At 42.5% G+C, this 22,141-nt stretch carries 21 protein-coding genes and 1 pseudogene; 8 read left to right on the forward strand and 14 right to left on the reverse strand.

Going from position 1 to position 22,141, the window contains the following annotated elements:
- The first annotated feature begins 155 nt into the window (after window positions 1–155).
- The gene (acnA, locus tag IGI66_RS08395; RefSeq protein WP_438848472.1) at window positions 156–2,807 is read left to right on the forward strand and encodes an aconitate hydratase AcnA; all 2,652 of its coding nucleotides are present in this window, start codon (window positions 156–158) and stop codon (window positions 2,805–2,807) included.
- Window positions 2,807–4,030, forward strand: coding sequence for an NADP-dependent isocitrate dehydrogenase (icd, locus tag IGI66_RS08400; protein WP_438848474.1), 1,224 nt, complete (start codon window positions 2,807–2,809; stop codon window positions 4,028–4,030). Before acnA ends, icd begins: the two co-directional genes overlap by 1 nt.
- A gap of 215 nt (window positions 4,031–4,245) precedes the next feature.
- On the opposite strand, the gene IGI66_RS08405 is transcribed toward icd, so the two are convergent.
- Window positions 4,246–4,473 (reverse strand): hypothetical protein, encoded by a 228-nt coding sequence (locus IGI66_RS08405; protein WP_010780497.1) that lies wholly within the window; start codon window positions 4,471–4,473, stop codon window positions 4,246–4,248.
- 118 nt (window positions 4,474–4,591) lie between these two features.
- On the reverse strand, window positions 4,592–5,068 hold the full coding sequence (locus tag IGI66_RS08410; RefSeq protein ID WP_010780496.1) for a GAF domain-containing protein: 477 nt from the start codon (window positions 5,066–5,068) through the stop codon (window positions 4,592–4,594).
- Between the two features lie 306 nt (window positions 5,069–5,374).
- Here IGI66_RS08410 and IGI66_RS08415 point away from each other — a divergent pair, with 306 nt between their 5' ends.
- Window positions 5,375–6,805 carry a peptidoglycan DD-metalloendopeptidase family protein gene (locus IGI66_RS08415; protein ID WP_431377645.1) on the forward strand — a complete coding sequence of 477 codons (1,431 nt, stop codon included), beginning with the start codon at window positions 5,375–5,377 and terminating at the stop codon, window positions 6,803–6,805.
- A 61-nt stretch (window positions 6,806–6,866) separates the two neighbouring features.
- Here IGI66_RS08415 and budA read toward each other — a convergent pair whose 3' ends face one another.
- From budA to IGI66_RS08435, 4 genes are all read right to left on the reverse strand, one after another.
- On the reverse strand, window positions 6,867–7,580 hold the full coding sequence (gene budA / locus IGI66_RS08420) for an acetolactate decarboxylase (protein WP_086303634.1): 714 nt from the start codon (window positions 7,578–7,580) through the stop codon (window positions 6,867–6,869).
- Between the two features lie 50 nt (window positions 7,581–7,630).
- The gene (gene alsS, locus IGI66_RS08425; protein WP_438848477.1) at window positions 7,631–9,283 is read right to left on the reverse strand and encodes an acetolactate synthase AlsS; all 1,653 of its coding nucleotides are present in this window, start codon (window positions 9,281–9,283) and stop codon (window positions 7,631–7,633) included.
- Window positions 9,284–9,424: 141 nt separating this feature from the next.
- Window positions 9,425–9,889 (reverse strand): tRNA (N6-threonylcarbamoyladenosine(37)-N6)-methyltransferase TrmO, encoded by a 465-nt coding sequence (gene tsaA, locus IGI66_RS08430; RefSeq protein ID WP_438848479.1) that lies wholly within the window; start codon window positions 9,887–9,889, stop codon window positions 9,425–9,427.
- A 54-nt stretch (window positions 9,890–9,943) separates the two neighbouring features.
- Window positions 9,944–10,765 carry a MerR family transcriptional regulator gene (locus IGI66_RS08435; protein ID WP_438848481.1) on the reverse strand — a complete coding sequence of 274 codons (822 nt, stop codon included), beginning with the start codon at window positions 10,763–10,765 and terminating at the stop codon, window positions 9,944–9,946.
- A gap of 115 nt (window positions 10,766–10,880) precedes the next feature.
- Here IGI66_RS08435 and IGI66_RS08440 point away from each other — a divergent pair, with 115 nt between their 5' ends.
- The 4 genes from IGI66_RS08440 to IGI66_RS08455 all read left to right on the forward strand — a co-directional run bounded on the left by IGI66_RS08440 (window position 10,881) and on the right by IGI66_RS08455 (window position 14,433).
- Entirely contained in the window at window positions 10,881–11,744 is an 864-nt protein-coding gene (locus IGI66_RS08440; protein WP_438848483.1) for an SPL family radical SAM protein, read from the forward strand.
- A gap of 80 nt (window positions 11,745–11,824) precedes the next feature.
- Window positions 11,825–12,097, forward strand: coding sequence for a hypothetical protein (locus IGI66_RS08445; protein ID WP_010780489.1), 273 nt, complete (start codon window positions 11,825–11,827; stop codon window positions 12,095–12,097).
- 25 nt (window positions 12,098–12,122) lie between these two features.
- Window positions 12,123–13,043, forward strand: a complete 921-nt coding sequence (locus IGI66_RS08450; RefSeq protein ID WP_010780488.1) for a LacI family DNA-binding transcriptional regulator — start codon at window positions 12,123–12,125, stop codon at window positions 13,041–13,043.
- A gap of 415 nt (window positions 13,044–13,458) precedes the next feature.
- A complete protein-coding gene (locus IGI66_RS08455) occupies window positions 13,459–14,433 on the forward strand; it encodes a serine hydrolase domain-containing protein (protein WP_438848486.1) in 975 nt (324 codons plus the stop codon).
- A 123-nt stretch (window positions 14,434–14,556) separates the two neighbouring features.
- Here the strand turns inward: IGI66_RS08455 and IGI66_RS08460 are convergent, their stop codons facing one another.
- Genes IGI66_RS08460 through IGI66_RS08480 form a run of 5 tightly spaced genes read right to left on the reverse strand, consistent with a single transcriptional unit; the run spans window position 14,557 to window position 19,903 of the window.
- Window positions 14,557–15,102 carry a DUF1697 domain-containing protein gene (locus tag IGI66_RS08460; RefSeq protein ID WP_114524582.1) on the reverse strand — a complete coding sequence of 182 codons (546 nt, stop codon included), beginning with the start codon at window positions 15,100–15,102 and terminating at the stop codon, window positions 14,557–14,559.
- Window positions 15,103–15,148: 46 nt separating this feature from the next.
- Window positions 15,149–16,057 (reverse strand): sensor histidine kinase, encoded by a 909-nt coding sequence (locus tag IGI66_RS08465; protein ID WP_438848488.1) that lies wholly within the window; start codon window positions 16,055–16,057, stop codon window positions 15,149–15,151.
- The gene (locus IGI66_RS08470; RefSeq protein WP_288226537.1) at window positions 16,044–16,733 is read right to left on the reverse strand and encodes a response regulator transcription factor; all 690 of its coding nucleotides are present in this window, start codon (window positions 16,731–16,733) and stop codon (window positions 16,044–16,046) included. The genes IGI66_RS08465 and IGI66_RS08470 overlap by 14 nt, the downstream gene beginning before the upstream one ends.
- 17 nt (window positions 16,734–16,750) lie before the next feature.
- The gene (locus tag IGI66_RS08475; protein WP_438848490.1) at window positions 16,751–17,566 is read right to left on the reverse strand and encodes an ABC transporter ATP-binding protein; all 816 of its coding nucleotides are present in this window, start codon (window positions 17,564–17,566) and stop codon (window positions 16,751–16,753) included.
- A gap of 18 nt (window positions 17,567–17,584) precedes the next feature.
- On the reverse strand, window positions 17,585–19,903 hold the full coding sequence (locus IGI66_RS08480) for an ABC transporter permease (RefSeq protein WP_438848492.1): 2,319 nt from the start codon (window positions 19,901–19,903) through the stop codon (window positions 17,585–17,587).
- A gap of 260 nt (window positions 19,904–20,163) precedes the next feature.
- Between IGI66_RS08480 and IGI66_RS08485 the strand changes: the two genes are divergently transcribed.
- Window positions 20,164–20,604, forward strand: coding sequence for an Lrp/AsnC family transcriptional regulator (locus tag IGI66_RS08485; protein WP_010780472.1), 441 nt, complete (start codon window positions 20,164–20,166; stop codon window positions 20,602–20,604).
- Between the two features lie 219 nt (window positions 20,605–20,823).
- Here the strand turns inward: IGI66_RS08485 and IGI66_RS08490 are convergent, their stop codons facing one another.
- The 3 genes and pseudogenes from IGI66_RS08490 to IGI66_RS08500 all read right to left on the reverse strand — a co-directional run.
- A complete protein-coding gene (locus IGI66_RS08490) occupies window positions 20,824–21,429 on the reverse strand; it encodes a PepSY domain-containing protein (protein ID WP_438848494.1) in 606 nt (201 codons plus the stop codon).
- 66 nt (window positions 21,430–21,495) lie between these two features.
- The gene (locus IGI66_RS08495; RefSeq protein WP_438848496.1) at window positions 21,496–21,972 is read right to left on the reverse strand and encodes a GNAT family N-acetyltransferase; all 477 of its coding nucleotides are present in this window, start codon (window positions 21,970–21,972) and stop codon (window positions 21,496–21,498) included.
- Window positions 21,973–21,988: 16 nt separating this feature from the next.
- Window positions 21,989–22,132: pseudogene (locus tag IGI66_RS08500) on the reverse strand (TraX family protein); the annotation flags it as partial.
- Window positions 22,133–22,141 lie beyond the last annotated feature (9 nt).

The following is a 22,141-nucleotide window of genomic DNA, read 5'->3' on the forward strand; positions in this document are numbered from 1 at the left end:
AACCATCATTTGTTTAACAATCGAGTCAAGAAACATTATAACACCATTGGCGTAAAATGAAATACTTTTAATAATTTCATTTACTTTCTTTTTTTTTATTCGTATAATAAACCCATCTGATTTTAAACGATAACGTATTCAGGAGGGATTTTGGAATGAACTGGAAAAAAGAGCTTGCCGTCAATGACGAACATTATACATACTTTGATCTTTCATCGATTGTCGATACGTATAAAAAAAATATTACTGATTATCCATACAGCATTCGCGTATTATTAGAAAGCTTGGCACGCCATCAAGAGCACGCAGATTTGGAGAACTTGATAGCATTCGATGCAAAAAAACCTGCAGGCGTTGTTCCTTTCCGCCCTTCACGGGTTGTCTTACAAGACTTTACTGGCGTTCCAGCAGTCGTGGATTTGGCAGCGATGCGAGATGCAGTCGTTAAGTTAGGGGGAGACCCTAAAGTAATCAATCCGGAAATTCCCGTCACTTTAGTAGTTGACCATTCTGTTCAAGTAGACTCCGCGGGAACAAAGGAAAGCCTGTCCTTCAATACGGAAAAAGAATTTGAGCGCAATCATGAACGCTATCAATTTCTTAAATGGGCACAACAAGCCTTTGATAATTTTGAAGTCGTTCCCCCTGAAACAGGAATCATCCACCAGGTCAATCTGGAATATTTATCAGATGTCATTTTAAAAAATGACGACAATTTACTATTCCCTGATTCCCTAGAAGGGACAGATTCTCATACAACGATGATCAATGGACTAGGCGTACTCGGTTGGGGTGTCGGCGGTATTGAAGCAGAAGCAGCGATTTTAGGAGAAGCTTCCTATTTTCCGACTCCCGAAGTCATCGGTGTAGAGCTGACTGGAAGCTTGAGCCCTGGAGCAACTGCCACTGACCTGGCTCTCTACCTCACTGAGCTTTTGCGCAATGAAAAAGTTGTTGGAAAATTCGTTGAGTATTTCGGAACAGGCTATAAGAGCCTGAGCCTTTCTGATCGTGCAACGATCGCTAATATGGCGCCTGAATACGGCGCGACATGCGGCTTTTGCCCAATTGATGAAGAAACCTTGAATTACCTTCGTTTGACAGGTCGTCAGGAAGAGCAAGTCAAACTAGTTGAGGCCTATGCAAAGCAGAATCATCTCTTTTATGATGGCTCAGAGACACCTCTCTACACACGAGTGATCCAATTAGATCTATCGACGGTCCATTCGTCTGTTGCTGGGCCAAAACGTCCTCAAGATAGGGTGCCGTTAGCCGAAGTTGCTGAAAATTTCCAAACATCGCTAACAAACCCAAGCGGACCAAAGGGATTCGGATTGTCTCCTGATGAGCTGAATCGGAAAGAAACCACAAAAGGAACCGATCAAGTCATTGAAACCGGCGACCTTGCATTAGCGGCAATTACTAGTTGTACAAATACCAGCAACCCTTCTGTAATGGTGGCCGCGGGGCTGTTGGCTAAAAAAGCCGTTGAATTGGGACTTGAGGTGCCTTCGACAATTAAAACCTCCCTTGCCCCCGGCTCAAAAATCGTCACTCAATATTTAGAAAAAGGCAACCTGCTGGAACCACTTGCCGAATTAGGGTTTGACATCGTTGGCTACGGTTGTACGACCTGTATCGGAAACTCCGGTCCTTTGGAAGAAGAAATAGAAGCAACTTTAAAAGAGAGCGATTTGGTTGTGTCCGCTGTCCTTTCAGGAAACAGAAATTTTGAAGGGCGAATCCACCCTTTGATCAAAGCGAATTATTTGGCATCTCCGCCGCTTGTGATCGCCTATGCTTTGGCTGGTACGATTAAAAAAGATTTGACGAAAGAAGCCCTTGCGACGATCGAGGGAAAGGATATTTATTTAGCAGATTTATGGCCTTCTCAAGAAGAGGTCAACACCTATATCAATGACTTTTTAAATCCTCAAGACTTTCGTGCCGCCTATGAAAATATCTATCAATCGAATGAACGCTGGAATCAAATTGAGACTTCAAAAGGAGAATGCTACGAATGGGATGATGCGTCAACCTATATAGCAAATCCTCCTTTCTTTACGGATCTTGACCAAACAGAAAACACAGAAAATCCGTTGGCTGACTTGCGCGTTCTAGCTAAATTTGGTGACACTGTAACTACGGATCATATCTCACCTGCTGGAAACATCGGGATGCAATCGCCTGCAGGCCGTTATTTAAAAGAACATGGTTTGGCTTATAAGGACTTCAATTCATTCGGTTCTCGTCGAGGCAATCATGAGGTAATGATGCGAGGGACCTTTGGAAATATCCGAATTCAAAACCAATTAACTCCTGAAACGACTGGCGGGTACACGAAGCTAGCCACAAATGGTGAAGAATTGTCTATCTATGATGCCGCTATGCAGTACCAAAAGGACCAAATCGGTACAGTTATTCTTGCTGGCAAAGATTATGGCATGGGCTCTTCTCGCGATTGGGCTGCCAAAGGAACAAATTTATTGGGGGTCAAAGCCGTTTTAGCAGAAAGTTATGAACGTATTCACCGCAGCAATTTAGTAATGATGGGTGTGATTCCTTTCGAATACCTTCCAGGTGAATCTGCCGAATCTTTAGGCCTGACTGGATTGGAAACTTATACCTTTGATTTTCCAACAGAACCTGTGATCAATCAGCTGATCGCTGTGACTGCTAAGGGTGAAAACGAGCAGCATTTCCAAGTAAAACTGCGCTTTGATTCGGAGGCAGATATTGCTTACTGGAAAAACAAGGGCATTCTGCCTTTAGTCATAAATAAAAAAATGCAAAAGGAGCAGGCCTAATGACAACTACTTTAAATCCGACCATTCCTTATATCCAAGGCGATGGTATTGGTCCAGAAATATGGCAAGCAACACAAAAAGTCGTTGATGCAGCGGTCGCTTCCACGTATGAAGATGGTCGAAAGATTCACTGGCTCGAGATTCTCGCTGGAGAAAAAGCCTTCAACCAAACCGGCACTTGGCTTCCAGAAGAAACATTAGCTGCCATCAAGGAGCACAAGGTTGCTATCAAAGGGCCTCTGACCACACCTATTGGAGAAGGCTTCCGTTCATTAAATGTCACCCTGCGACAAGAGCTGGACCTTTATGCTTGCGTTCGTCCTGTTCGTTATTTTAAAGGGGTCCCTTCTCCGTTGAGGGAACCAGAAAAAACAAATATGACTATCTTTAGAGAAAACACTGAAGATGTATACGCGGGGATCGAATTTGCAAAAGACTCTAAAGAAGTCGCACAGCTTTTGGGCTTTTTGACAGACGCACTCTCTGTCACGAAAGTACGTTTCCCTGCAACAAGCGCGCTTGGGATCAAACCGATCTCGCAAGAAGGCAGCGAACGCCTGATTGCTGCGGCTTTGGATTACGCGGTAGATCAAGGGCAAACACGAGTAACGTTGGTCCACAAAGGCAATATCATGAAATTTACCGAAGGCGGATTCAAAAATTGGGGCTACGATTTTATTGAAAAGAATTATCCTCAGGCCTTCACTATGAATAACTATAAAAAGATCGCCGCTGAAATAGGGCCTGAAAAAGCAGAGAACGCATTGAAAGAAGCCAAAGCAGATGGAAAAATCATTGTTGATGACGTCATCGCGGATAATTTTTTACAGCAAATCTTGCTTTATCCTGAGAAGTACCAAGTAGTGGCTACAACGAATCTGAACGGCGACTATATTTCAGATGCATTAGCTGCACAAGTTGGAGGTATCGGGATTTCACCAGGCGCAAACATCAATTACCGCACTGGACACGCAATTTTTGAAGCAACACATGGAACAGCGCCGGACATTGCAGGAAAAGGTTGGGCGAATCCTTGCTCCCTGCTCCTTTCAGCCGCAATGATGCTCGAGTATCTCGGCTGGTCTGAAGCGGGTAAAAAAATTCCAAAAGCCATTGAAGAGGCACTTCAAAATAAACAGATGACACATGATTTCGCACAGATGTTAGCAATTGACGCGCTTTCAACTTCGGAATTCGCAGAGTATCTGATTCAAACTATTTAAAAAAATCCCTGATGAAAAGCCGATCGAGCTTATTCCATCAGGGATTTTTACTTTATATTTCTTGAACTAGAACCCATTTTCTTTAGCTTTCATAAGAAAAAAAGCTGCGTTATTTAATTATCCGTCCTTTTATGTATATTCAAATCAAGACAAAAAAAGTCACCCAAAAGCCGATAATCGGTCTTTTAGGTGAGCTTTGTAAAAGGACGGTCGATTTAACTAAAGAAACATTCTTTAGAAACGATACCTGCTACTTCCGCATATTTAATTAATACTTGACCATTTACTTGGTCAATCCTATCTGCATCTAACCCGTAAAAACGTTCTACATTTACAATGCAGCCATTTTTTTCTTTACGTATTACTTCCCCAATGATCGGCCGAGCAAAATCCGTTTTACGGCATTCATAGCTTTCTCCAACAATAATCGCTTCTTTATTCATTCAACCACCTCATTCATGTTTTATACTACACTTATATAGTAGCATTAAGTGGAGTAAAAAACCATTTTAAAGGTGTTATTTATTAAATAAGCCTCTTTTTAAAGCAACAAACGTAATTTTATTCCACGTTTTCTAACAATAACGCCACATATTGTTCTAAATAAAATTGATCGATTTGATCATACATTCCTACTTCAGAGCTATCCAAATCCAGTACACCAATCAACTGGTCCCCTTTCTTCATAGGAACAACAATTTCTGATCGCGCCGCAGAATCACAAGCAATGTAGTTTTTATGCGTCATTACATTTTCGACGATCAGTGTTTGATTCTTTTCAGCAGACTCTCCGCAAACCCCTTTTCCCATTGCAATATGCACACATGAGACATTTCCTTGAAAAGGTCCCAGAATCAATTCGCCTTCTTTAAACAAATAGTACCCAGCGAAAACTGTTTCCTGCAATGTCTGGTTCAATAAAGCTGATGAGTTTGCCAGATTCGCAATCAAATCTGTTTCCCCTTCCAGTAATGCTTTTTGCTGCATCAATAATAATTTATACGCCTCTTCTTTTGCTTCTTGATTTTTCCAACTCATAGTCTTTTCCTCCAATAATAATTCCTTATTCATCGAGTAACATTAGAAAATAAGGAACTTTTGGTTTATTCTACCCTAACCACAGCAAGAACGCTATTTTTAAAAATAGCCTTTATTTAAGCCATTAGAACGATTTCATTCGTCTTATTTACGATTTGTCAAGAGTATAAAGCCTTAATTCTTCTAATTAATATTTCATTCGTATTACAAAATATACGGTTGCATGAAGAATCAACTACTTTAAACTTTTTACTCATATCTTCTTATATAATTGAATCCGAAAGATGAAAAAAGTGAGGGAAACCATTGATTAAGTTGAAAAAATATACGGCACTGACTTTGTGTGCCTTGACATTGACTACTGCTCCAATAAGCGTCTTAGCAGATGAATACGATCAAAAAATTGCTGATCAGGATAAAAAAATCTCTGAACTGCAACAAACTGAACAATCTGTAGAGGATCAAAAAGCGGCGTTAGAGCAAGAAGTTGCCGCAATAGAAAAAGAAGTCAACGCAGTCTTAAAAGAAAAGACGACTGAAGAAAAGAAATTAAGCGACTTAACTGCTAAAATCGCTATTCTTCAAGAAAAAATCCAAAAACGTGACGAACAAATCAGAAACCAAGCGCGTGACGTGCAGACAAAACACGATTCTGCATCAATCGTTGACGTCGTGATCAATGCGAAATCTGTTGGCGATGCTGTGAAGAAAACCATGGCTGTTTCAACCATTTTAACGGCTAGTAAAAATATCATGGAACAGCAAACCAAAGACAAGGCAGAGCTTCAAAAGCTTGAAAAAGAAGCAGAGCAGCGCCTGCAAGTAATCAATAAAAAAACTGCTGAACTAAAAGGCAAGCAAGAACAGCTTGTAAAAGCCAAGTTAGATCAGCAAGTAAAAATCAATGATATCCAAGCAAGTATCGCTACAGAAAAGGGCGAAAAAGAGAAATTTGAAAAGCAAAAAGAAGACGCTGAAAAGAAACGACAAGCAGCGTTGAAAGCATTAGAAGAACAACGTAAAAAAGAAGCGGAAGCCCGTGAAAAAGCGCAAGCGGAAGCTGAAAAACAAGCGAAGAAAGCGGCAGAAGAAGCGCAAAAAGCGGCGGAAGAAGCTGAAAAGCAAGCAGCTGCTGCAGAGACGGCTAAACAAAAGCAAGAAGCTGAGATCGCGCAATTGGAAGCTCAGAAGCAAGAAGAACAAGCAAAACAACAAGAAGAACAAGCTCAAACTGTTACTGATACGAGTGCTACTCAGGTTACTACAAACCCGGTAGCACCAGCAGCAACACCAAGCGCTAGTGAAGAAAAACCAGCAGCTCCTGCTGCAACAAGCAGCGGTTGGGCTTCTCCTCTATCCATCGGCTTAGTAGTAACAAGCCCATTTGGTCAGCGCCAAGATCCAACAGGTGCATCTGGTTCTCAACATGATGGCGTCGATTTTGCCGGTGCCGCGGGAACACCGATCATGGCTTCTAAAGGTGGAAAAGTGGTTGAGTCAGGATTTCATTGGTCCGCTGGGAACCACGTAGTGATCCAGCATGCGGATGGGTACTATTCATACTATATGCATATGGTTTCAGCCCCAAGTGTCGGCGTAGGCTCAGAGGTTAGCGCTGGACAAGTATTAGGCGGCATGGGAACAACTGGTAATTCTACGGGTGTGCATTTACACTTTGGTGTCTCCACTGCATTGTGGTCTGGATTTGTTAATCCTGCTCCACTATTAGGCGTTTAAACAAAACAAAAAAGTACAGAACAATGGTCAGAGAAATTCTGATTCTTGTTCTGTACTTTTTTTATTCTGCTTCTGAAATGTCTTTTGCGATTTCATCTAGTTTGATTTCATTGTTTAAGTAATCTGCATTTTCTGTTGGGAAATGTTGACGGAATTCCGCTAATTCCATTAATTCAATGCGTCCATCAGCTAATTCAAAATCCAATACATGGCCGCCGAAGGTTTCATCGTCACTAATAAAATGTAAATGGAACCCCCCAGAGGCCGCACCGTGGAACAGCTCTGGTGTAAAGAACCCGACAATGGTACCCCGCAGGTTATCTGCTTCAAATTCAGGCTGGTTGCGAGCGATCTCTACGAATCTCGGATACGGTTTCTCTTGTTTCGGAGCAACTCGCACATGCATGTGCTTGAACGTTCCCTCTATTTTAACAGCCGCAAATAAATTGTGGCTGATTTTTTTTAGGACTTCTGCTTTCACTTGCTCATCAGACACTGCTTCAAGTGAAAATTCTTGATCTGAATCAAAACGAGTCACTGCTGCATAAGGTGTCCATTCGTCGCCGGTCAGTCGTCTTACCTTCCCTGTTTCATCTGTATGATAGATCACACCGTCTAGAAAAAGCACTTCTCCATTCGATCCTTCAAGTGTGCCTAAGCCAAAATCGCCATAGTTGGACAAGGCGCCGATTTTTTCAGTACCATCCATCAAATCTTGCATCAATCCACCGAGTGTACCGTGTTGGTAGATATAACTTTTTGTCTTCACTGTCATGTACAATCCCCTTCTATCTCTCTTCTGACTGTCGCGTATCTACGGATTTCTTAATAAAATTGATCGGGTAAAATGGTTTTTCCTAATTCCTTATTATCTGAATAATCAATCGGGATATCGATGATCACGGGACCGTCTGTTGCCAAGCCTTCTTGGATCGCTGCTTCTAATTCGGCTTGTGATGTCGCCCGTAATCCTTTTGCGCCAAAGGCTTCGGCATATTTTACAAAATCAACAGGTCCAAAGTGGACACCCGCAGAACGATCGTATTTCATTTCTTCTTGGAACTCTACCATATTGTAGCTGCCATCGTTCCAGATCAAGTGGATGATTTTTTGTTTCAAACGCACCGCTGTTTCAAACTCTTGAGCGGAGAATAAGAATCCGCCGTCTCCAGAAACAGAGAAAATTTGTGTATTCGGACGAACCAATGCGGAGGAAATCGCCCATGGTAAGGCTACACCCAGCGTTTGCATCCCATTACTGAATAACAAATGGCGTGGTTCATAGCTGCGGAAATGACGAGCCATCCAAATGTAATGACTACCGACATCCACTGTGACCGTCATCTCATCGGTGACATTTTTTTGCAGCGTATCAATGACTTCTAGCGGGTGCACACGCCTCTCCGCCGTTTCACTCTTTTGTCTGCCATTCGTTAATTTTTCTTGCAGCGTTGAAAGATAGTGTTGTGCATCGTCTGATAATTGATACGTTGAAATGGCATCTCCTAATCGATCGATCGTTTTGGCAATACTGCCGACCAATTCTACTTCTGGCTGCATGTATTGGTCAATTTCCATCGGTACTTCATCTATTACCACAATACGCGCATCTTTTTCAGCATTCCAGTTTCGCGCTTCGTACTCGATTGGGTCATAGCCGATCGCTAAAACTAAGTCGCTGCGTTTTAACAGCATGTCTCCCGGCTGATTGCGGAAAAGTCCGACACGGCCGAAGAAATGATCTTCTAGTTCCCGAGAAATAATTCCCGCTCCTTGGAAGGTCTCAACAACTGGCAGCCCTGTTTTTTCAACAAGTTTGCGAATCGCTGCTGTTTCCTTTTCACCTGAAGCGCGCATTCCGACTAACAAAGCGGGCAGCTTTGCCTCATGGATTCGTTTCACCAAATCATCGATATCCTCATCAGAGGCAGACCCTAAAATTGGGGCTGACATTGGTTTGATTGCTTCACCCTTCACTTCGCCATCCGTCACATCTTGAGGAATGGATAAGAAGCTTGCACCTTTTTTGGCAGTCTTAGCGATACGGTAGGCGTTCGCGATATTTTCCGATAGCATTTCAGGATCTTGAATCTCTGAACTATATTTTGTAATAGGTGCGAATAATTCTGTATTTTTCATGCTTTGATGAGTCAGCTTAGAAAGATCTGAACGTTTTACTTGTCCTGCTAATGCAAGAACAGGGTCTCCTTCTGCTGTAGCCGTCACTAGTCCAGTCGCTAAATTACTTGCGCCAGGGCCGCTCGTGGCGATCACTACACCCGGTTCTCCAGTCAAACGCCCAATGCCTTGTGCCATAAACGCCGCGTTTTGTTCATGACGAGCTAGGATCAATTGTGGCCCATGATCCTCTAATGTATCAAATACGCCGTCGATCTTGGCACCGGGAATTCCGAAGATAAATGGCACGTTATGGTTTTCTAAACTATTAACAATGATTTCTGCACCTTTTTTACTCACTGTATTACATCTCCTTAAAATCTGTATCACTTACATTCGTTAATATAGCATCAATTTATTAATTTATCAACGATGAAACATCACGAATAATTGTTTTATCAAAATCCAAAAATAGAAGCCTCATTTCTGAGACTTCTCGCATTATTCTGTAAAATTGAATTCCGCTGACCAATCAAACTCACCTGAACGTTCATAGCTTTGCGGCCAATGACTGCACCAAGCAGGCCCTTCAAAATTTTCAATTACATCTGAACTGGCCGTATAAGGCTTGATATCCAGAATCGGACTATCATTTTCCGCATCAAGATACTCAAGATAAACAAGGTTCTCTTCTATTTTTATGATTTTTGCGGCTGATAAAGCGATAGGATTCGGTCTGACTGGTCCCCTAGTCGCAAAGGTTCCTAATTTTTCTGGTCCGTGAACATACGGCTTGCCAACCGTTGTTCCCCGTAATTCAGGAATATCAAGGTGATGAAACCAATACAGAACATACAAATGACTAAAGTCAGACAGTCCGATCAGCCCTTCCTGATATTCAGGAGACAGCTCCAAATAGACACCTGATCCTGTTTGCTTTACTTTACCGATCTCGTTAATTTTCATGATGACTCCTCCTAGACTTTTTAGAGTCGCGACCTCTGATATGAAGATACAGCCTCACGTTAGGTGAGAGTCAAGAGGAATCAATGGCAATTGTAGTTCTGTTAGATAGTCTTCAGGATTAGCCGTGTGTTCAGGACCCACATGACAAATTTGCCGAGGCGCTTTCAGCAGTTCATATTCAAGATGCTCCTCCAGCCATCCAGCAAAGGAGCGATACGCCTCTGGCAATTGATGATAGTTTCCCTCAACCATTATAATCGCGGCAGGATTTAATTCGGAAAGCTGTCTTTTTTGCAACGGCGGCTGAACAGGGTGATCGGAAACAATGGCGACTTCTATTTCTACCCACTCTTCCAAATATTCCTCGTCATGGAAAATCGTCAAAAACTGATCCGCTGCTGTCGGTAAAGTAACACTTTGACTAGTTAACAACGTCAGAAACTCTTCCCAAAGTAATCCTTCATGGTAGAAACTTTTGACTGTCCTTCTTAGGCTGACGATAGAACAGGCAGGAATTTTTTTAAGTGTTACTGGGTATTCCTCGGTATGCTGCATCCGCTGCATCATTTGATGGATCTGCTGCTGGCGAAAACGATCCCGTTGAATCTCCTGTTCGATTTCCTGCTCCTTTTTTTCCAGCGCCGCAGTAAATTTCGTCGCGTCCTCCTGAAGCAGCTGCTGGATTTCTTTTAATGAGAAGGTCAATTCTCGTAATAAAACGATCTGTGCGAGCCGCTCTAGCTGCTTTACTGAATAATAACGATACCCAGAGTCCTCTTCGACTAACTGGGGGTGGAGCAATCCGATTTCATCATAATGACGCAGCGTGCGAATCGATACTTGTCCTAAGCGAGAAAACTCACCGATTTTCAGCAATAAAAACACCTCCATTCCTTATTATACCGATACTTTTGATTGTTAACAGCTAAAAAATATGGGATAATAGACATACGAACATTTGTTCTTAATTCTGATTTTTGGGAGGTCCACGATGCATTATAAAGAATATAAATCGATCTTGTCCACGAAGAACGGCTTGAACCTTTTTCGCGGCTGCACGCATGGCTGTATCTATTGCGACAGTCGCAGCGATTGCTATCAGATCAATCATCCTTTTGAGGATATCGAGGTAAAGGCCCATGCTTTAGAAATTTTAGAACAGGAGCTACAACGGCGCCGAAAACCGTGCATGATCGGAACTGGCGCGATGACAGACCCGTATATCCAGTTGGAGTCCCGACTAAACATCACTCGAGGCGCATTAGAATTGATCGATACCTATGAATTCGGTGTGGCCATCCAGACGAAGTCCAATCGAATTTTACGTGATCTGGACTTATTGTCTTCCATCAATAAAAAAACGAAAGCGGTAGTCGAAATGACTTTGACGACTTACGATGAGACAGTTTGTAAAATTTTGGAACCATATGTTTCTACAACGAAAGAACGTGTTGAAACATTGATGACCTTTAAAGAAGTCGGTGTCCCCACAGTCGTCTGGTTATCCCCTATCTTACCCTTCATCAATGATACCGAAGAGAATTTACGCGGGCTTTTAGACTATTGTATCCAAGCAGGCGTCAAGGGGATTCTGTGTTTCGGATTTGGCGTGACGATGCGGGCGGGGAATCGTGATTATTTCTATCAGCAATTAGACAAGCATTTTCCCGGAATGAAGAAAAAATACCAGTATGCTTTTGGTGATAGTTATGTCTGTAATAGTCCGAATCATGAACAGCTCATGAAACTTTTTATTGAAACATGCGAAAAACATGCTATCCTTTGGAGGACAGATGACGTGTTTCAGTATTTACACGAATTTGAAGACAAACGAGAGCAGCTATCATTATTTTAAAAAAAATGAACTAAAACGCTTGCTCTGAAACTCGTTTCATAACTTATACTTCCCTTGTAAAGAAAAAGGAGGAATTTTTTATGAATACGTATGTGACCGTTCAGCAAGAAAATACACAAGAACATTTTCAAGTTTCCCTGCATTTTTCTGAAGACCAGCTAAGACTTTTCAGAAGCCGAGGGTTTAGACGTCCGACGATCCAAAACCTTCAACTAACAGAAATCAAGCATTTATATATCAACGAATTAATGGGCAGCCCGATCGTCAGCTTCTTTTATCGGGATCGCCGCTATACATTTTATCAATTTGGCCCTGCTGTTATTGAATATTTAAAAGAGCATTTAGTCGCTTAATCAAACGTGAAGAGGTGTGTCCCCCATGGCAAATATCCGCGATATTGCAAAAATCACTGGTTACTCTGTCTCTACGATCTCACGCGTCATCAATAATCATCCCTACGTCGATGACGAAAAACGTGCTCGCGTATTGGCGGTCATGCAGGAGTTGAACTATGTCCCTAACCGCTCTGCTCAAAATTTAAGTTATGGAAAAACCAAAAATATTGGCGTGATCTTGCCCTTTGTCAATCATGAATACTACGATCAGATGCTTAGCGGCATCATGCAGGCCGCCTTTGATCATGGCTATCAAATCAGTTTGCTGCCCACAAATTACAATCAAGAGTTGGAGAAGACTTATTTGGCTGAGTTTGCCACGCGTTCATTCGATGGCTTGATCGTCACGACCAAGTCAAACCCGATCGAGGCCTTTTTTGACTATTTTCAATACGGTCCGATTATTTTCTGTGAAGAGGTTCCAGATGCGGATGTCAGCACTGTCTATATCAACTTGAAAAATTCATTGAAGGAAGCTTTTTCCTATATGAAGGAACAGGGGATCAAACGACCAGGAATGACTTTGGGGCGCAGTAAAAATATCAGCCACAACTCAAAGCTCTCTATTCGGATAGCGAAGGAGAGTTACCCTGATTTTGACGAAGCCAATATTTTTTGGGATTGCATCATGGCGGAGGATGGGGTTCAAGGTGCGCGCTTTTTTGAGAAACAAAAGGTAGACGGGATCTTGACCTTTGGCGACGATATCGCAGCCACGATCTTGCAGAATTATGACGGGAAGAAGCCATTGGTCATTGGGCGAGAAAAACAATTGATTAGTGAAGTAATGGGCTTTTCCACCATTGATCATCATTTAGCGGAATGTGGAAAGAAAGCCTTTGAAGCTTTCTATTTCAACAAGCATGAGAAACGCTGCATCCCGCATCATTTCATAAAACGTTAATCATTAAACCAGCCAACGATTCCGTTGGCTGGTTTTTTGTGCAGATTAGTGTGTTTTTTGACTGGCTTACTGCTTCGTGTTCAAAAAGATACTTTACAAATGAAAAGTCCAACAACAAATAACTTTCCATTTGTAAAGTAAATTCTTTTTTTACTTTTCAAATGCACGGTTTTTTATTAAAAGGCTTAACAGTTGATTTTCTCTCTAAAAAATGAAACCAATAATAAATTGAATTTTTTTCGCTAATTGTATGATAATTTCCATTGAACGCCAAGTTTTTAGAGAGCATTTAAAAATCAACAGCTTTTCAAAGAGAAGAATAGCGATTATATTGTTTTTTAAAATAACACTTGATTATGATTTTAAATCCCCTTACTCTAGAGATAGAAGGCGCCTTCGGAAATGGAGGAAACCAATGAATGAAGAAAAATTTGAAGCAATCCAGCAAAAAATCAACCATGAACATACCAACATCACAGGGATCATTGTGCAAAAAAATAAACAGCGGCTATACGAGGACTATTTCAACGGCTGCACAGAAACCAGCAATATCCATATTTATTCCATAACGAAGAGTATTCTTTCTTTGCTGCTGGGTATCGCTCAGGAACAGGGATTTATCGATACGCTTGAAGAACCGCTCTTGGATTATTTTCCAGAATTCACAACGAAAAATGAGTCTATCAAAAAAATCACACTGGAAAATTTACTGACGATGACGGTCCCTTATGCGTACCGTCCTGGTCCTCTTGCCTATATCAAGTATTTTATGAGCAAGGATTGGACCACATTCACCCTAAAACAACTAGGCGGCAAACAGCCTTTGGGACAGTTTTACTATACACCGTTGATTGGTCCTGATCTCTTGTCGGCCCTGCTGACTCGCAGGACACATCAAAGTGTCCTAACGTTTGCGCAGAAAGAATTGTTCGACCCGTTAGGAATAACGGTTGGTCCTTCGATTCAGTTAAAAACCGCGAAGGAACAAACGCTCTTTAATCAATCACTAACATCAAACGGTTGGGTCGCTGATCACACGGGGCTCAATGCCGCAGGCTGGGGGCTAACATTATCCACGCGAGATTTGATTACCCTTGGGCAATTGATTTTAAACAAAGGAAGCTGGAACAAGCAGCAGATCGTTCCTCACCATTGGTTAAAGCAGATGCAGCAGCCTCACAGCCATTGGGAGCAAGAACAGTTGGATTACGGTTATCTATGGTGGGTCTTGGATTCCTCTAAACCAATTGTGGCAGCTATGGGAGACGGCGGAAACGTGTTGTACATCGATCATGAGAAGCAGCTTGTCGTTGCGATCACCGCACTCTTCAAAGAAAACGTCTTTGATCGAATTGATTTTATCCAAAATGAGGTTCTTCCCCTCATTTAACCCCATCGACTAAATGTAAAGCATTTCCACTAAATACTTTACAAACGAAAAGCCAAACGTCTTTATACTTTACAAATGAAAAGTATACAAGCGTTTGGCTTTTTAGTTGATTGCGCGAAAAGGCTATTTTATTGTACTTAGATGCAGCAGCTTATTGACCGTATTTGCATTGCGGATCGTCACGTGGGGATTCACTGAGGAACTAGCGATTTTTGACCAGCGTGCTTTATTAAATGTTTTCCGCGGTGCCGACCAGAAAATCACGTTGTCAGAATGAGCGATTTTTTCATACTCAGGCTTTATTTCTCCTACTGCTTCAAAAACCTGCGATACCGTCATGGGAGGGATCATAAAAATAACATAGTGGATCGTTTCCTTCTCTTGATTCCACCATTCAGGCGCTTCTTCCAGCAAACGGCGCAACTCCTCGACCTCGACTACTACAACTGGAATAACTAAATCAAATGCCTCGACAATCAAGGCTTCACAGGCACGGATCAATCGTTCTTGATCCCGATCGTCACTTGAAAAAAGAACGTTTCCGCTATTGATGTATGTCTTTACCTCGGAGAAGCCCTTCTTTTCAAAAGCTTCCTTTAACAACGGCATAGAAATTTTATTTTTGCCGCTGATATTGATTCCTCGCAATAAGGCAATGTACTGTTTCATCTTGATCTCCTATCTCATTTTTAAGTTTCAGCTTATTCTTATTTAATCAGACCGTAAGCACAAATTTCTTGGTGTATTCATCGTCATCAAGCAGGTCGATCGTAAATCCATGCTTGTCAATGATCGTTTTGACAATTGCCAGCCCCAATCCGCTGCCTTGAAACGATCGTTCCGCTTCATTTTCGCTGACGAATGGGTGAAAGAGCTGCGCTCGATCCTTTTGAGGGATCTCAGTTCCGTTGTCCGCAAAGATGATCTCCGCTTTGTTTCCTTTATTTACCATCGTTATCGCTAACGTTGTTTTTATTGGGTTGTGCTTGCACGCGTTGATCAAAAGATTGGAGAACACCCTTCGCATCTCAAGCTGATCTATTTCTCGTATGACCGGCTCCTCTGGGATGTCAAAGGTGAAGTCGATCTGGTGCTTTTCGATCACATCATAATACGCGGCTACGGTTTCTTTCAATAACAAATTCACTGCGCAGGATTGCTTGTTTAAGTGAAAGTCAGCCGAGTTTAATTTGGTGTATTGAAACATCAGGTCTAAGAGTTCATTCGCCGTGACCGATTTTTGATGAATAATGCTTGTGACCTCTTTGATTTCCTCTGGTTCTACGATATCCTCATTCAGCGCTTTGGAAAACCCTGTGATGCTGGTCAAGGGCGTCTTCAAATCGTGGGCAATATTGGCAAATAAAGTGCTTTGCTTTTTTGCCAGCCGTTGACTCTCTTTCTCGATTTTCTTGTTCAAGCTACGGTAAAATAAAAAAGAAAACAAGAGCACCATCAGAATTTGCAGCATTCCAGCGATCATTGGTGTAATCACTTGATACTCGGCACCAAAGACCCAGCTATCCAGTTCTGTGATCAACTCGTTCGTTATATCTCCGACGATCGACAGTCCCAAAAAGTACAAAATGAAGGCACGCATGATAGCATTTCTAAGTTGTTTCATGAACGGCCTCCAATCGATACCCCAATCCTCGTATCGTTTTGATGCGCTCAGTGCCGATTTTATCTCGAAGCTTACTCATCATTACGCGAACATTATTGTCCCCGGTCAAAGGGTCTTGCCACCCTTGTTCATAAAGCTGTTCCTTGGTGAATACGCGCCCAGGCTGTTCCATCAACAGTTTCAGCACGCGGAATTCTACGGCTGTCAGCTCGATGCGTTGTCCTTCGGCGTACCCAATACAAGCATTTGTGTCCAATTCGAGAGTGCCCACTGTTAAACGCATATTTTGAGCGTGGCTTGAAACACCTAAGTCATGGTATCTTCTTAAAAGCGCCTTCACTCGAGCGATCGCTTCGTGAGGATCAAAGGGTTTGGTCAAATAATCATCGGCACCGAGCTCCAAACCAAAGATGCGATCGGAAGCCTCGATTCGTGCGGAAAGGACTAGGATAGGGATATTGCTGCTCTTTCTAAGTGTGCGAATCAATTCAAACCCATCTATTTCCGGCATCATGATATCCACAATCACCAAATCCATGTCAGTCGTAGCTAAAATAGCCAGCGCTTCACGTCCATTGGCTGCCTCAAAATGAACCATGTCTTCACTTTTTAAGTACATTTTCAGTAATTTGATGATTTCCTTTTCATCATCCACATGTAAAATATTGTATGCCATCTGTCGAATGCGCCCCCTTAGACTTCTTCATCCTTTCTATTAATTTTACCATACCCCTTCTGAAGAACAGTCGGCGATTCTCCCACCTCGGCTGCCAACATATACGAATTGATTATTTCCATTCGTTTCTCTAGGTTTTGTCCAATGTATTTCCCTAAATACACTTCCTCATTGATCTGACCATCTTCCATGAAGAACACTTGTTCGCTCTGAGCCGCGACCTTCACATCATGAGTAACGAGCACGACGGTCGTGCCTTGTTCGTTGATGTGAAGCAAAATATCCATGATTTCCTGTGCGGCTGTTGAATTCAGCGCGCCCGTCGGTTCATCACCAAAGACAACTCTGGGGGCATGCATCAAGGCACGACAAATTCCCGCTCGTTGCAGTTGTCCGCCAGACACTTGTGTGATTTTTCGATCCTTCAATTCAAGAATTCCCACACGTTCCATTAACCGTTCTGCTTGATCGACTAGCGCCTTCATCGGCTTCTTTTTACTGAGGCTAGGTAAAATAATGTTGTCGATCAACGAAAGATGCTTCAGGAACGTTGGCTGCTGAAAGACAAACCCCATTTGTTTTCTGCGCACCTCCGCAAGCTGTTCCTCTTTTAATTGATCGAGTCGCTGCTGCTCAAAACGCACCGTACCTGAATCAATCGTATCCATCCCACTGAGTGCATACAGCAGCGTGGATTTTCCAGAACCGGAAGGACCCATGATTGAAATAAAATGGCCTTTAGGTATGTTGATCGTAAGTCTATTCAAGACAGCGGCTTGATCCTCACCGCCAAAATGTTTCGTGATCGCTGTTCCTTCAATAAGCATAGCCATGCTTCTCCACATCCTTTTTTAGTTTTTAAGATTCTCAGCAAGGCTGATTTTTCCTGCGTGTGCCGTGACTATTTTTGTTGTGACCGTTGTGACCATCAGCATCAGTAACGGACAACCTAGGTAGATCAATCCGCTCCCCGTAAGTTGGATAGTGACACCACCCAGCAAGGCGGAAACAAAACCGGACATCGCCGTGCCTGCCGTCATCGCGAAGAGCGTGCCAAGTCCTACTCCGCAAAAAAGTGTGATCAGACTGCGGGAAAGGTATTGTTTTCCGATCGCTTGGTTGGTGAAACCCGTAGCCTTCAAAATCGCGATCTCCCTTTTATCTTTCGCTAATAAAAGCTTTATGAATAGCGCTGTAATCAATGAGGTGACGAGTAGTGCGACAGCCAAGGCCCCGATCGAAACGAAAAACAGCGATTGGATCGTCGCGCCGAAGGTTTGGTCACGAAATTTTTCTGCATTGTTCATTTTAGCGAAAGGCAGATCTCGTTTGTATTGCTCCAGCTTTTTGGGGACTGTTTCTGGGTGTTTCAATTTGATGGAGATGTCCGTCCAAATAGTAGGTGCTGTCGTATCGTCAAACGTAGCCTTCGCCGTCTTTCCTCCATTGAAAAGATTGGCGTAGATGCCGCACACGGTGACCGTCTCTTCTTTCCCATCGACCACCAAAACCATCGAATCTCCTGTTTTCTTGTTGTACTCGTCGGCATTGATGGTCGATAAGGCAATCTCCTTTTTCGTTCTAGGTGCTCTTCCCTTCAGATAGTCCACTGGAAATTTTTGATGTTCGCCTAACTCAACAGCGAGAACACTGTCTGCTTTATTTTTTTCTTTGACCTGAAAGTTTTTCGTAACAAGTTTACTGAAGCCTGCTACATCGGTATCCTGCGCCAGATAGGTCTCGATTTTTTTCTGATTTTCGTCTGTATTCGTTGATTGATACAAGCTGGTACTGATATCAATGCCTCGCCCAAAACCGATACTTTCAACGAATGCTTCAGAGGCCGTCGTATGATACACCAACGCCGGAACGATCATTATGAAGGTCGCTAGGATAAAAACAAGCAGCATCGTCCCATAGAGCGCTTTTCGATTCAAACTGTCAATAAGTCCGATTCGAACATTGGGAGATAAAAATAAAAATTTTTGCAGGCTTCCCTGTGTTTTGGTATGGATCTTCTCATTTCCCCCGCTGAAGCGCAGTGCCTCTACTGCGGACACTTTTTTAAAGCGATTCAAGAGAACAGATACATAAAGAATCATTGATGCCATCACCACACCTGCTCCAACGACCGCCATTATCCAACTCAACCCTTCGTTGCTGCTCTCTCCCATAAAAAGTTTGATATTTTTCAATAGAAGATAGCTGGCCGGAATGGAAAGCAGGTAACCAAATACGCTGCCGATCACTGAGATTGCTGCATATTTCGCTAAATAGATTCTCTTGATATCTGTGACGGTCAATCCGATGGCTTTCATTACACCAATTTCCCTGTAATCCTCTTCGATCTTTGCTAATAGTGTGAATCGCATACACATAAACGTCATCAAAACGATCAATAAGCTGATCACTAAAAGGATGCCGATCATCACGCCATCAGACATCGCGTTGCCTAATTTAAATAAGCGATGGCTGCCGCTTGGCCCATTGACCTCTAGTCCCGCTTTTTTATAATCCGCCTCAAACTGATTCAGCTTACTAGGGTCCTTTAAACGGAATTGGAGGATGTACTCTAGCTTTCCTTTAGAAAACAGCGCGTCGTATTCCTTTTGATGAACCAGTAGACGCTTCGACCCAGCCATTTGAGAATTCATGATCCCATCCCGAAGAAAACCACTGACGGTAAAGGCTTCTCCGGCAATCGTCGCAGAATCTCCAAGTTTGACGATTCCTTGCTTTTTGAAGGCTACCGGAACATACAATTCTCCGGGCTTTGGCTGAATTGGCTGATTGTTCATATCCAATAAATAATCGAGCTTTGTACTTTGGACAGCGAGTCCATTGTCTTCCACACTGTCCGCGAAACTGTGCCCGCCCAGTTCAATGTCCGAACCGTTTAGATTTAGAAATTCAGTGACCTCATAGTTTTCTACATTCCCCTGTGTTTTTACAAAGCTTGCCAAGCGCTCGCTATCTATCTCTCCTGTATGCATCTGCATATAATGAGGAGATTGCGATTTTTCCATCAATGTATCAATCGACCCGGCCAAATTCACACTTAATATCGACGCCAACGCAACAAACAGTGCGGCTGCCGTAATGAAAATCGTCAGCACAGCCGTGATCAGCTTACTTTCCCGTACATCATTTTTTATGATTTTTCCAAACATCTCCGCTCACTCCTACCCGCTTCCATTCTTTCTATCTCAACTATAAAGAAGGAGGGTTTCCCGAATGTATAAGAAACATTAACCTACTATTAAAGTTTCTGCCCATCCTATTTTTCCGTAGCGATGACGACTGTCCATTTGTATTTTTTCTAAAAAAGGTTCGCTTATTTTTTAAATATCTCTATTAAATTGAATTCGTACTTTGCTCCTTTGTTTGATAGCATAGTAAGTGAACAAAACGAACAAAAAGGAGCAATCAGATGGATAAGCATGATTTGGAAATACTTGATATTTTAAAAAAAGATAGTCGGATGTCTGCCCGACAGATCAGTGAATTGGCGGGCTTGACCGCACCCGCCGTAACGGAGCGAATACGGAAATTGGAAAGCAACGGGACGATCCAGCAATACACGATCAAAAAGGACCGAAGAAGCTGCGGACGCTCGATCCTTGCTTTTACCTTAGTAAAAATAGACCGTACGGGAAACACCAGTAATTTCAAGAATACCCTCACTAAATATCCTTCTGTTTTGGAATGCCACAAAGTAACAGGTGCCTATGATTATTTACTGAAGATTGAGGCGGCGGATATTCCTGGATTGGAAACTTTTTTATCGACGAAAGTAAAGCAGGTTCGAGGCGTTGGTGAAACACACACCTTAATCACCCTAGATAGCCTGAAGGAAGAAGCCAACGGATAACTTCACAGTTCTCCTGTGAATGGAAAGTAAATGAGCAAAAAACTTTTCATATAGAAAGTAAATGCGAAAAATACTTTACATTTGAAATGTATTTTTACTATTTGCTTTACTATTGCTTTTTAAGAGAGCGTATTCCTCAGCAGCTATCCTCCAAACCAGAAAAAGATCCGAAGAACGATACTGCTGTTCTTCGGATCTTTTAAAGTGACCTTCTTCTACTTAATCGCCTGATTCTGTCTCTAAAATTTTGCCAGAGTGCGCATCTATCTTGACCTCTGTTTCAGTCTGTCCATCGACTACCTTGACTTCCCAATACGTCGTGCCAAGTTCCTGCTCTAACGTCCACTCAGCCGCCTTCCCTTTTCCCACATGATCAGCGGCAATCTCAGAAACTTTTTTAATGCTCAAGAGATTCGTTACATCTACTTTGTCTTCGTTTCTTTTTACGCCCTCTTGCTCGTCTCTATCCAGCGTTTCTTCGTGTTCCTTGGAAACTTTTTTGGTCTCCGCGTCTACGTGCAGCTCATACTCTCTTTTATCGCCGACGCCTTCGATCTTATAGAGATACGTTCCAAAAGACGTGTCCAATTCGATCGATGTGATGTCACTGTCTGGATACGTCTCCTGATAAGCACCGATCGCCTCCTCGACGCTCACCTTTACATTGGGATCACCACCCGCTTCACTATTTGATTGGTGATCTTTCGTTTGCTTCGTTTCCTGTGAGGCTGTGGTCGACTCACTAGTCTCATTTGGCTGGGCAGAACACCCTGCTAACCCGACGACCATCGTTAAAAACACACTTAACATAAGCTTTTTTGTCATTGCTATTCTCTCCCTTTTTGACTGGCATCCTCTTTTTACACGTTCTGAATCACTTCAGAAAGTCAATCACCCAAACCTATAGACCATAATAAATTCTTCTTCATTCTCATCACAAATTTCAAACCCGAGGCGCCGATACATGTTCTTCGCGGCGTTCTCTTTTTGAACAGCCAATGATGCTTGTTTGTATCCCGCTTTTTCTAATTTTTCCAGCATTCTCCGCATCAATGCTGTTCCGATACCATATCCTCGATATGTCGGATAAAGAGAAATCGCAAATTCAGGCGTACGGGCATCGATCGAACCAAAGCCTTCGATGTTTCTTACCCAAACAGCACCGATAACATTCATCTCAACCTCCGCACATAAGCACAGGTCGTCCTCTTCCTTACCAAAATCGTGGATATAAACAGCAATCAAAGGGTCATTGAGTACGGATCTGGGAATCAACGCATTCTCATCCCGTTGGAAAATTGCTTGATACAAGAATTCCTTCAATAGAGGATATTCCTCTGCGCGCATTTCACGAATCGAAAAATCCATTTTTTCCTCCTACTTTCTAGCTCCAAATTTTGATCAAGGACAAAATCAGTAAATGGCTGGGATAAAACAAATAGAATCCCCACTTGACCCAATTGGGGGAGTAGCCTCTTTTTCCATTATAACTGACAAGCAGAGGGATCACCAAAAACACTCCTAAAGCGGTAGCTAG

It is taken from the genome of Enterococcus sp. AZ048, assembly GCF_051715125.1.
GTDB classification, from domain to species: domain Bacteria; phylum Bacillota; class Bacilli; order Lactobacillales; family Enterococcaceae; genus Enterococcus_A; species Enterococcus_A gilvus.

What these genes read in the sequence shown, in the direction of transcription:
- IGI66_RS08455 (WP_438848486.1), top strand. Translation starts at nt 13,459, where the DNA reads ATGAATGAAGAAAAATTTGAAGCAATCCAGCAAAAAATCAACCATGAA.
- IGI66_RS08410 (WP_010780496.1), bottom strand. Translation starts at nt 5,068, where the DNA reads ATGAGTTGGAAAAATCAAGAAGCAAAAGAAGAGGCGTATAAATTATTA.
- IGI66_RS08445 (WP_010780489.1), top strand. Translation starts at nt 11,825, where the DNA reads ATGAATACGTATGTGACCGTTCAGCAAGAAAATACACAAGAACATTTT.
- IGI66_RS08485 (WP_010780472.1), top strand. Translation starts at nt 20,164, where the DNA reads ATGGATAAGCATGATTTGGAAATACTTGATATTTTAAAAAAAGATAGT.
- IGI66_RS08465 (WP_438848488.1), bottom strand. Translation starts at nt 16,057, where the DNA reads ATGAAACAACTTAGAAATGCTATCATGCGTGCCTTCATTTTGTACTTT.
- IGI66_RS08470 (WP_288226537.1), bottom strand. Translation starts at nt 16,733, where the DNA reads ATGGCATACAATATTTTACATGTGGATGATGAAAAGGAAATCATCAAA.
- budA (WP_086303634.1), bottom strand. Translation starts at nt 7,580, where the DNA reads ATGACAGTGAAGACAAAAAGTTATATCTACCAACACGGTACACTCGGT.
- tsaA (WP_438848479.1), bottom strand. Translation starts at nt 9,889, where the DNA reads ATGAAAATTAACGAGATCGGTAAAGTAAAGCAAACAGGATCAGGTGTC.
- IGI66_RS08405 (WP_010780497.1), bottom strand. Translation starts at nt 4,473, where the DNA reads ATGAATAAAGAAGCGATTATTGTTGGAGAAAGCTATGAATGCCGTAAA.
- IGI66_RS08460 (WP_114524582.1), bottom strand. Translation starts at nt 15,102, where the DNA reads ATGAAACAGTACATTGCCTTATTGCGAGGAATCAATATCAGCGGCAAA.
- IGI66_RS08450 (WP_010780488.1), top strand. Translation starts at nt 12,123, where the DNA reads ATGGCAAATATCCGCGATATTGCAAAAATCACTGGTTACTCTGTCTCT.
- IGI66_RS08475 (WP_438848490.1), bottom strand. Translation starts at nt 17,566, where the DNA reads ATGGCTATGCTTATTGAAGGAACAGCGATCACGAAACATTTTGGCGGT.
- IGI66_RS08440 (WP_438848483.1), top strand. Translation starts at nt 10,881, where the DNA reads ATGCATTATAAAGAATATAAATCGATCTTGTCCACGAAGAACGGCTTG.
- acnA (WP_438848472.1), top strand. Translation starts at nt 156, where the DNA reads ATGAACTGGAAAAAAGAGCTTGCCGTCAATGACGAACATTATACATAC.
- IGI66_RS08495 (WP_438848496.1), bottom strand. Translation starts at nt 21,972, where the DNA reads ATGGATTTTTCGATTCGTGAAATGCGCGCAGAGGAATATCCTCTATTG.
- IGI66_RS08480 (WP_438848492.1), bottom strand. Translation starts at nt 19,903, where the DNA reads ATGTTTGGAAAAATCATAAAAAATGATGTACGGGAAAGTAAGCTGATC.
- IGI66_RS08490 (WP_438848494.1), bottom strand. Translation starts at nt 21,429, where the DNA reads ATGACAAAAAAGCTTATGTTAAGTGTGTTTTTAACGATGGTCGTCGGG.
- icd (WP_438848474.1), top strand. Translation starts at nt 2,807, where the DNA reads ATGACAACTACTTTAAATCCGACCATTCCTTATATCCAAGGCGATGGT.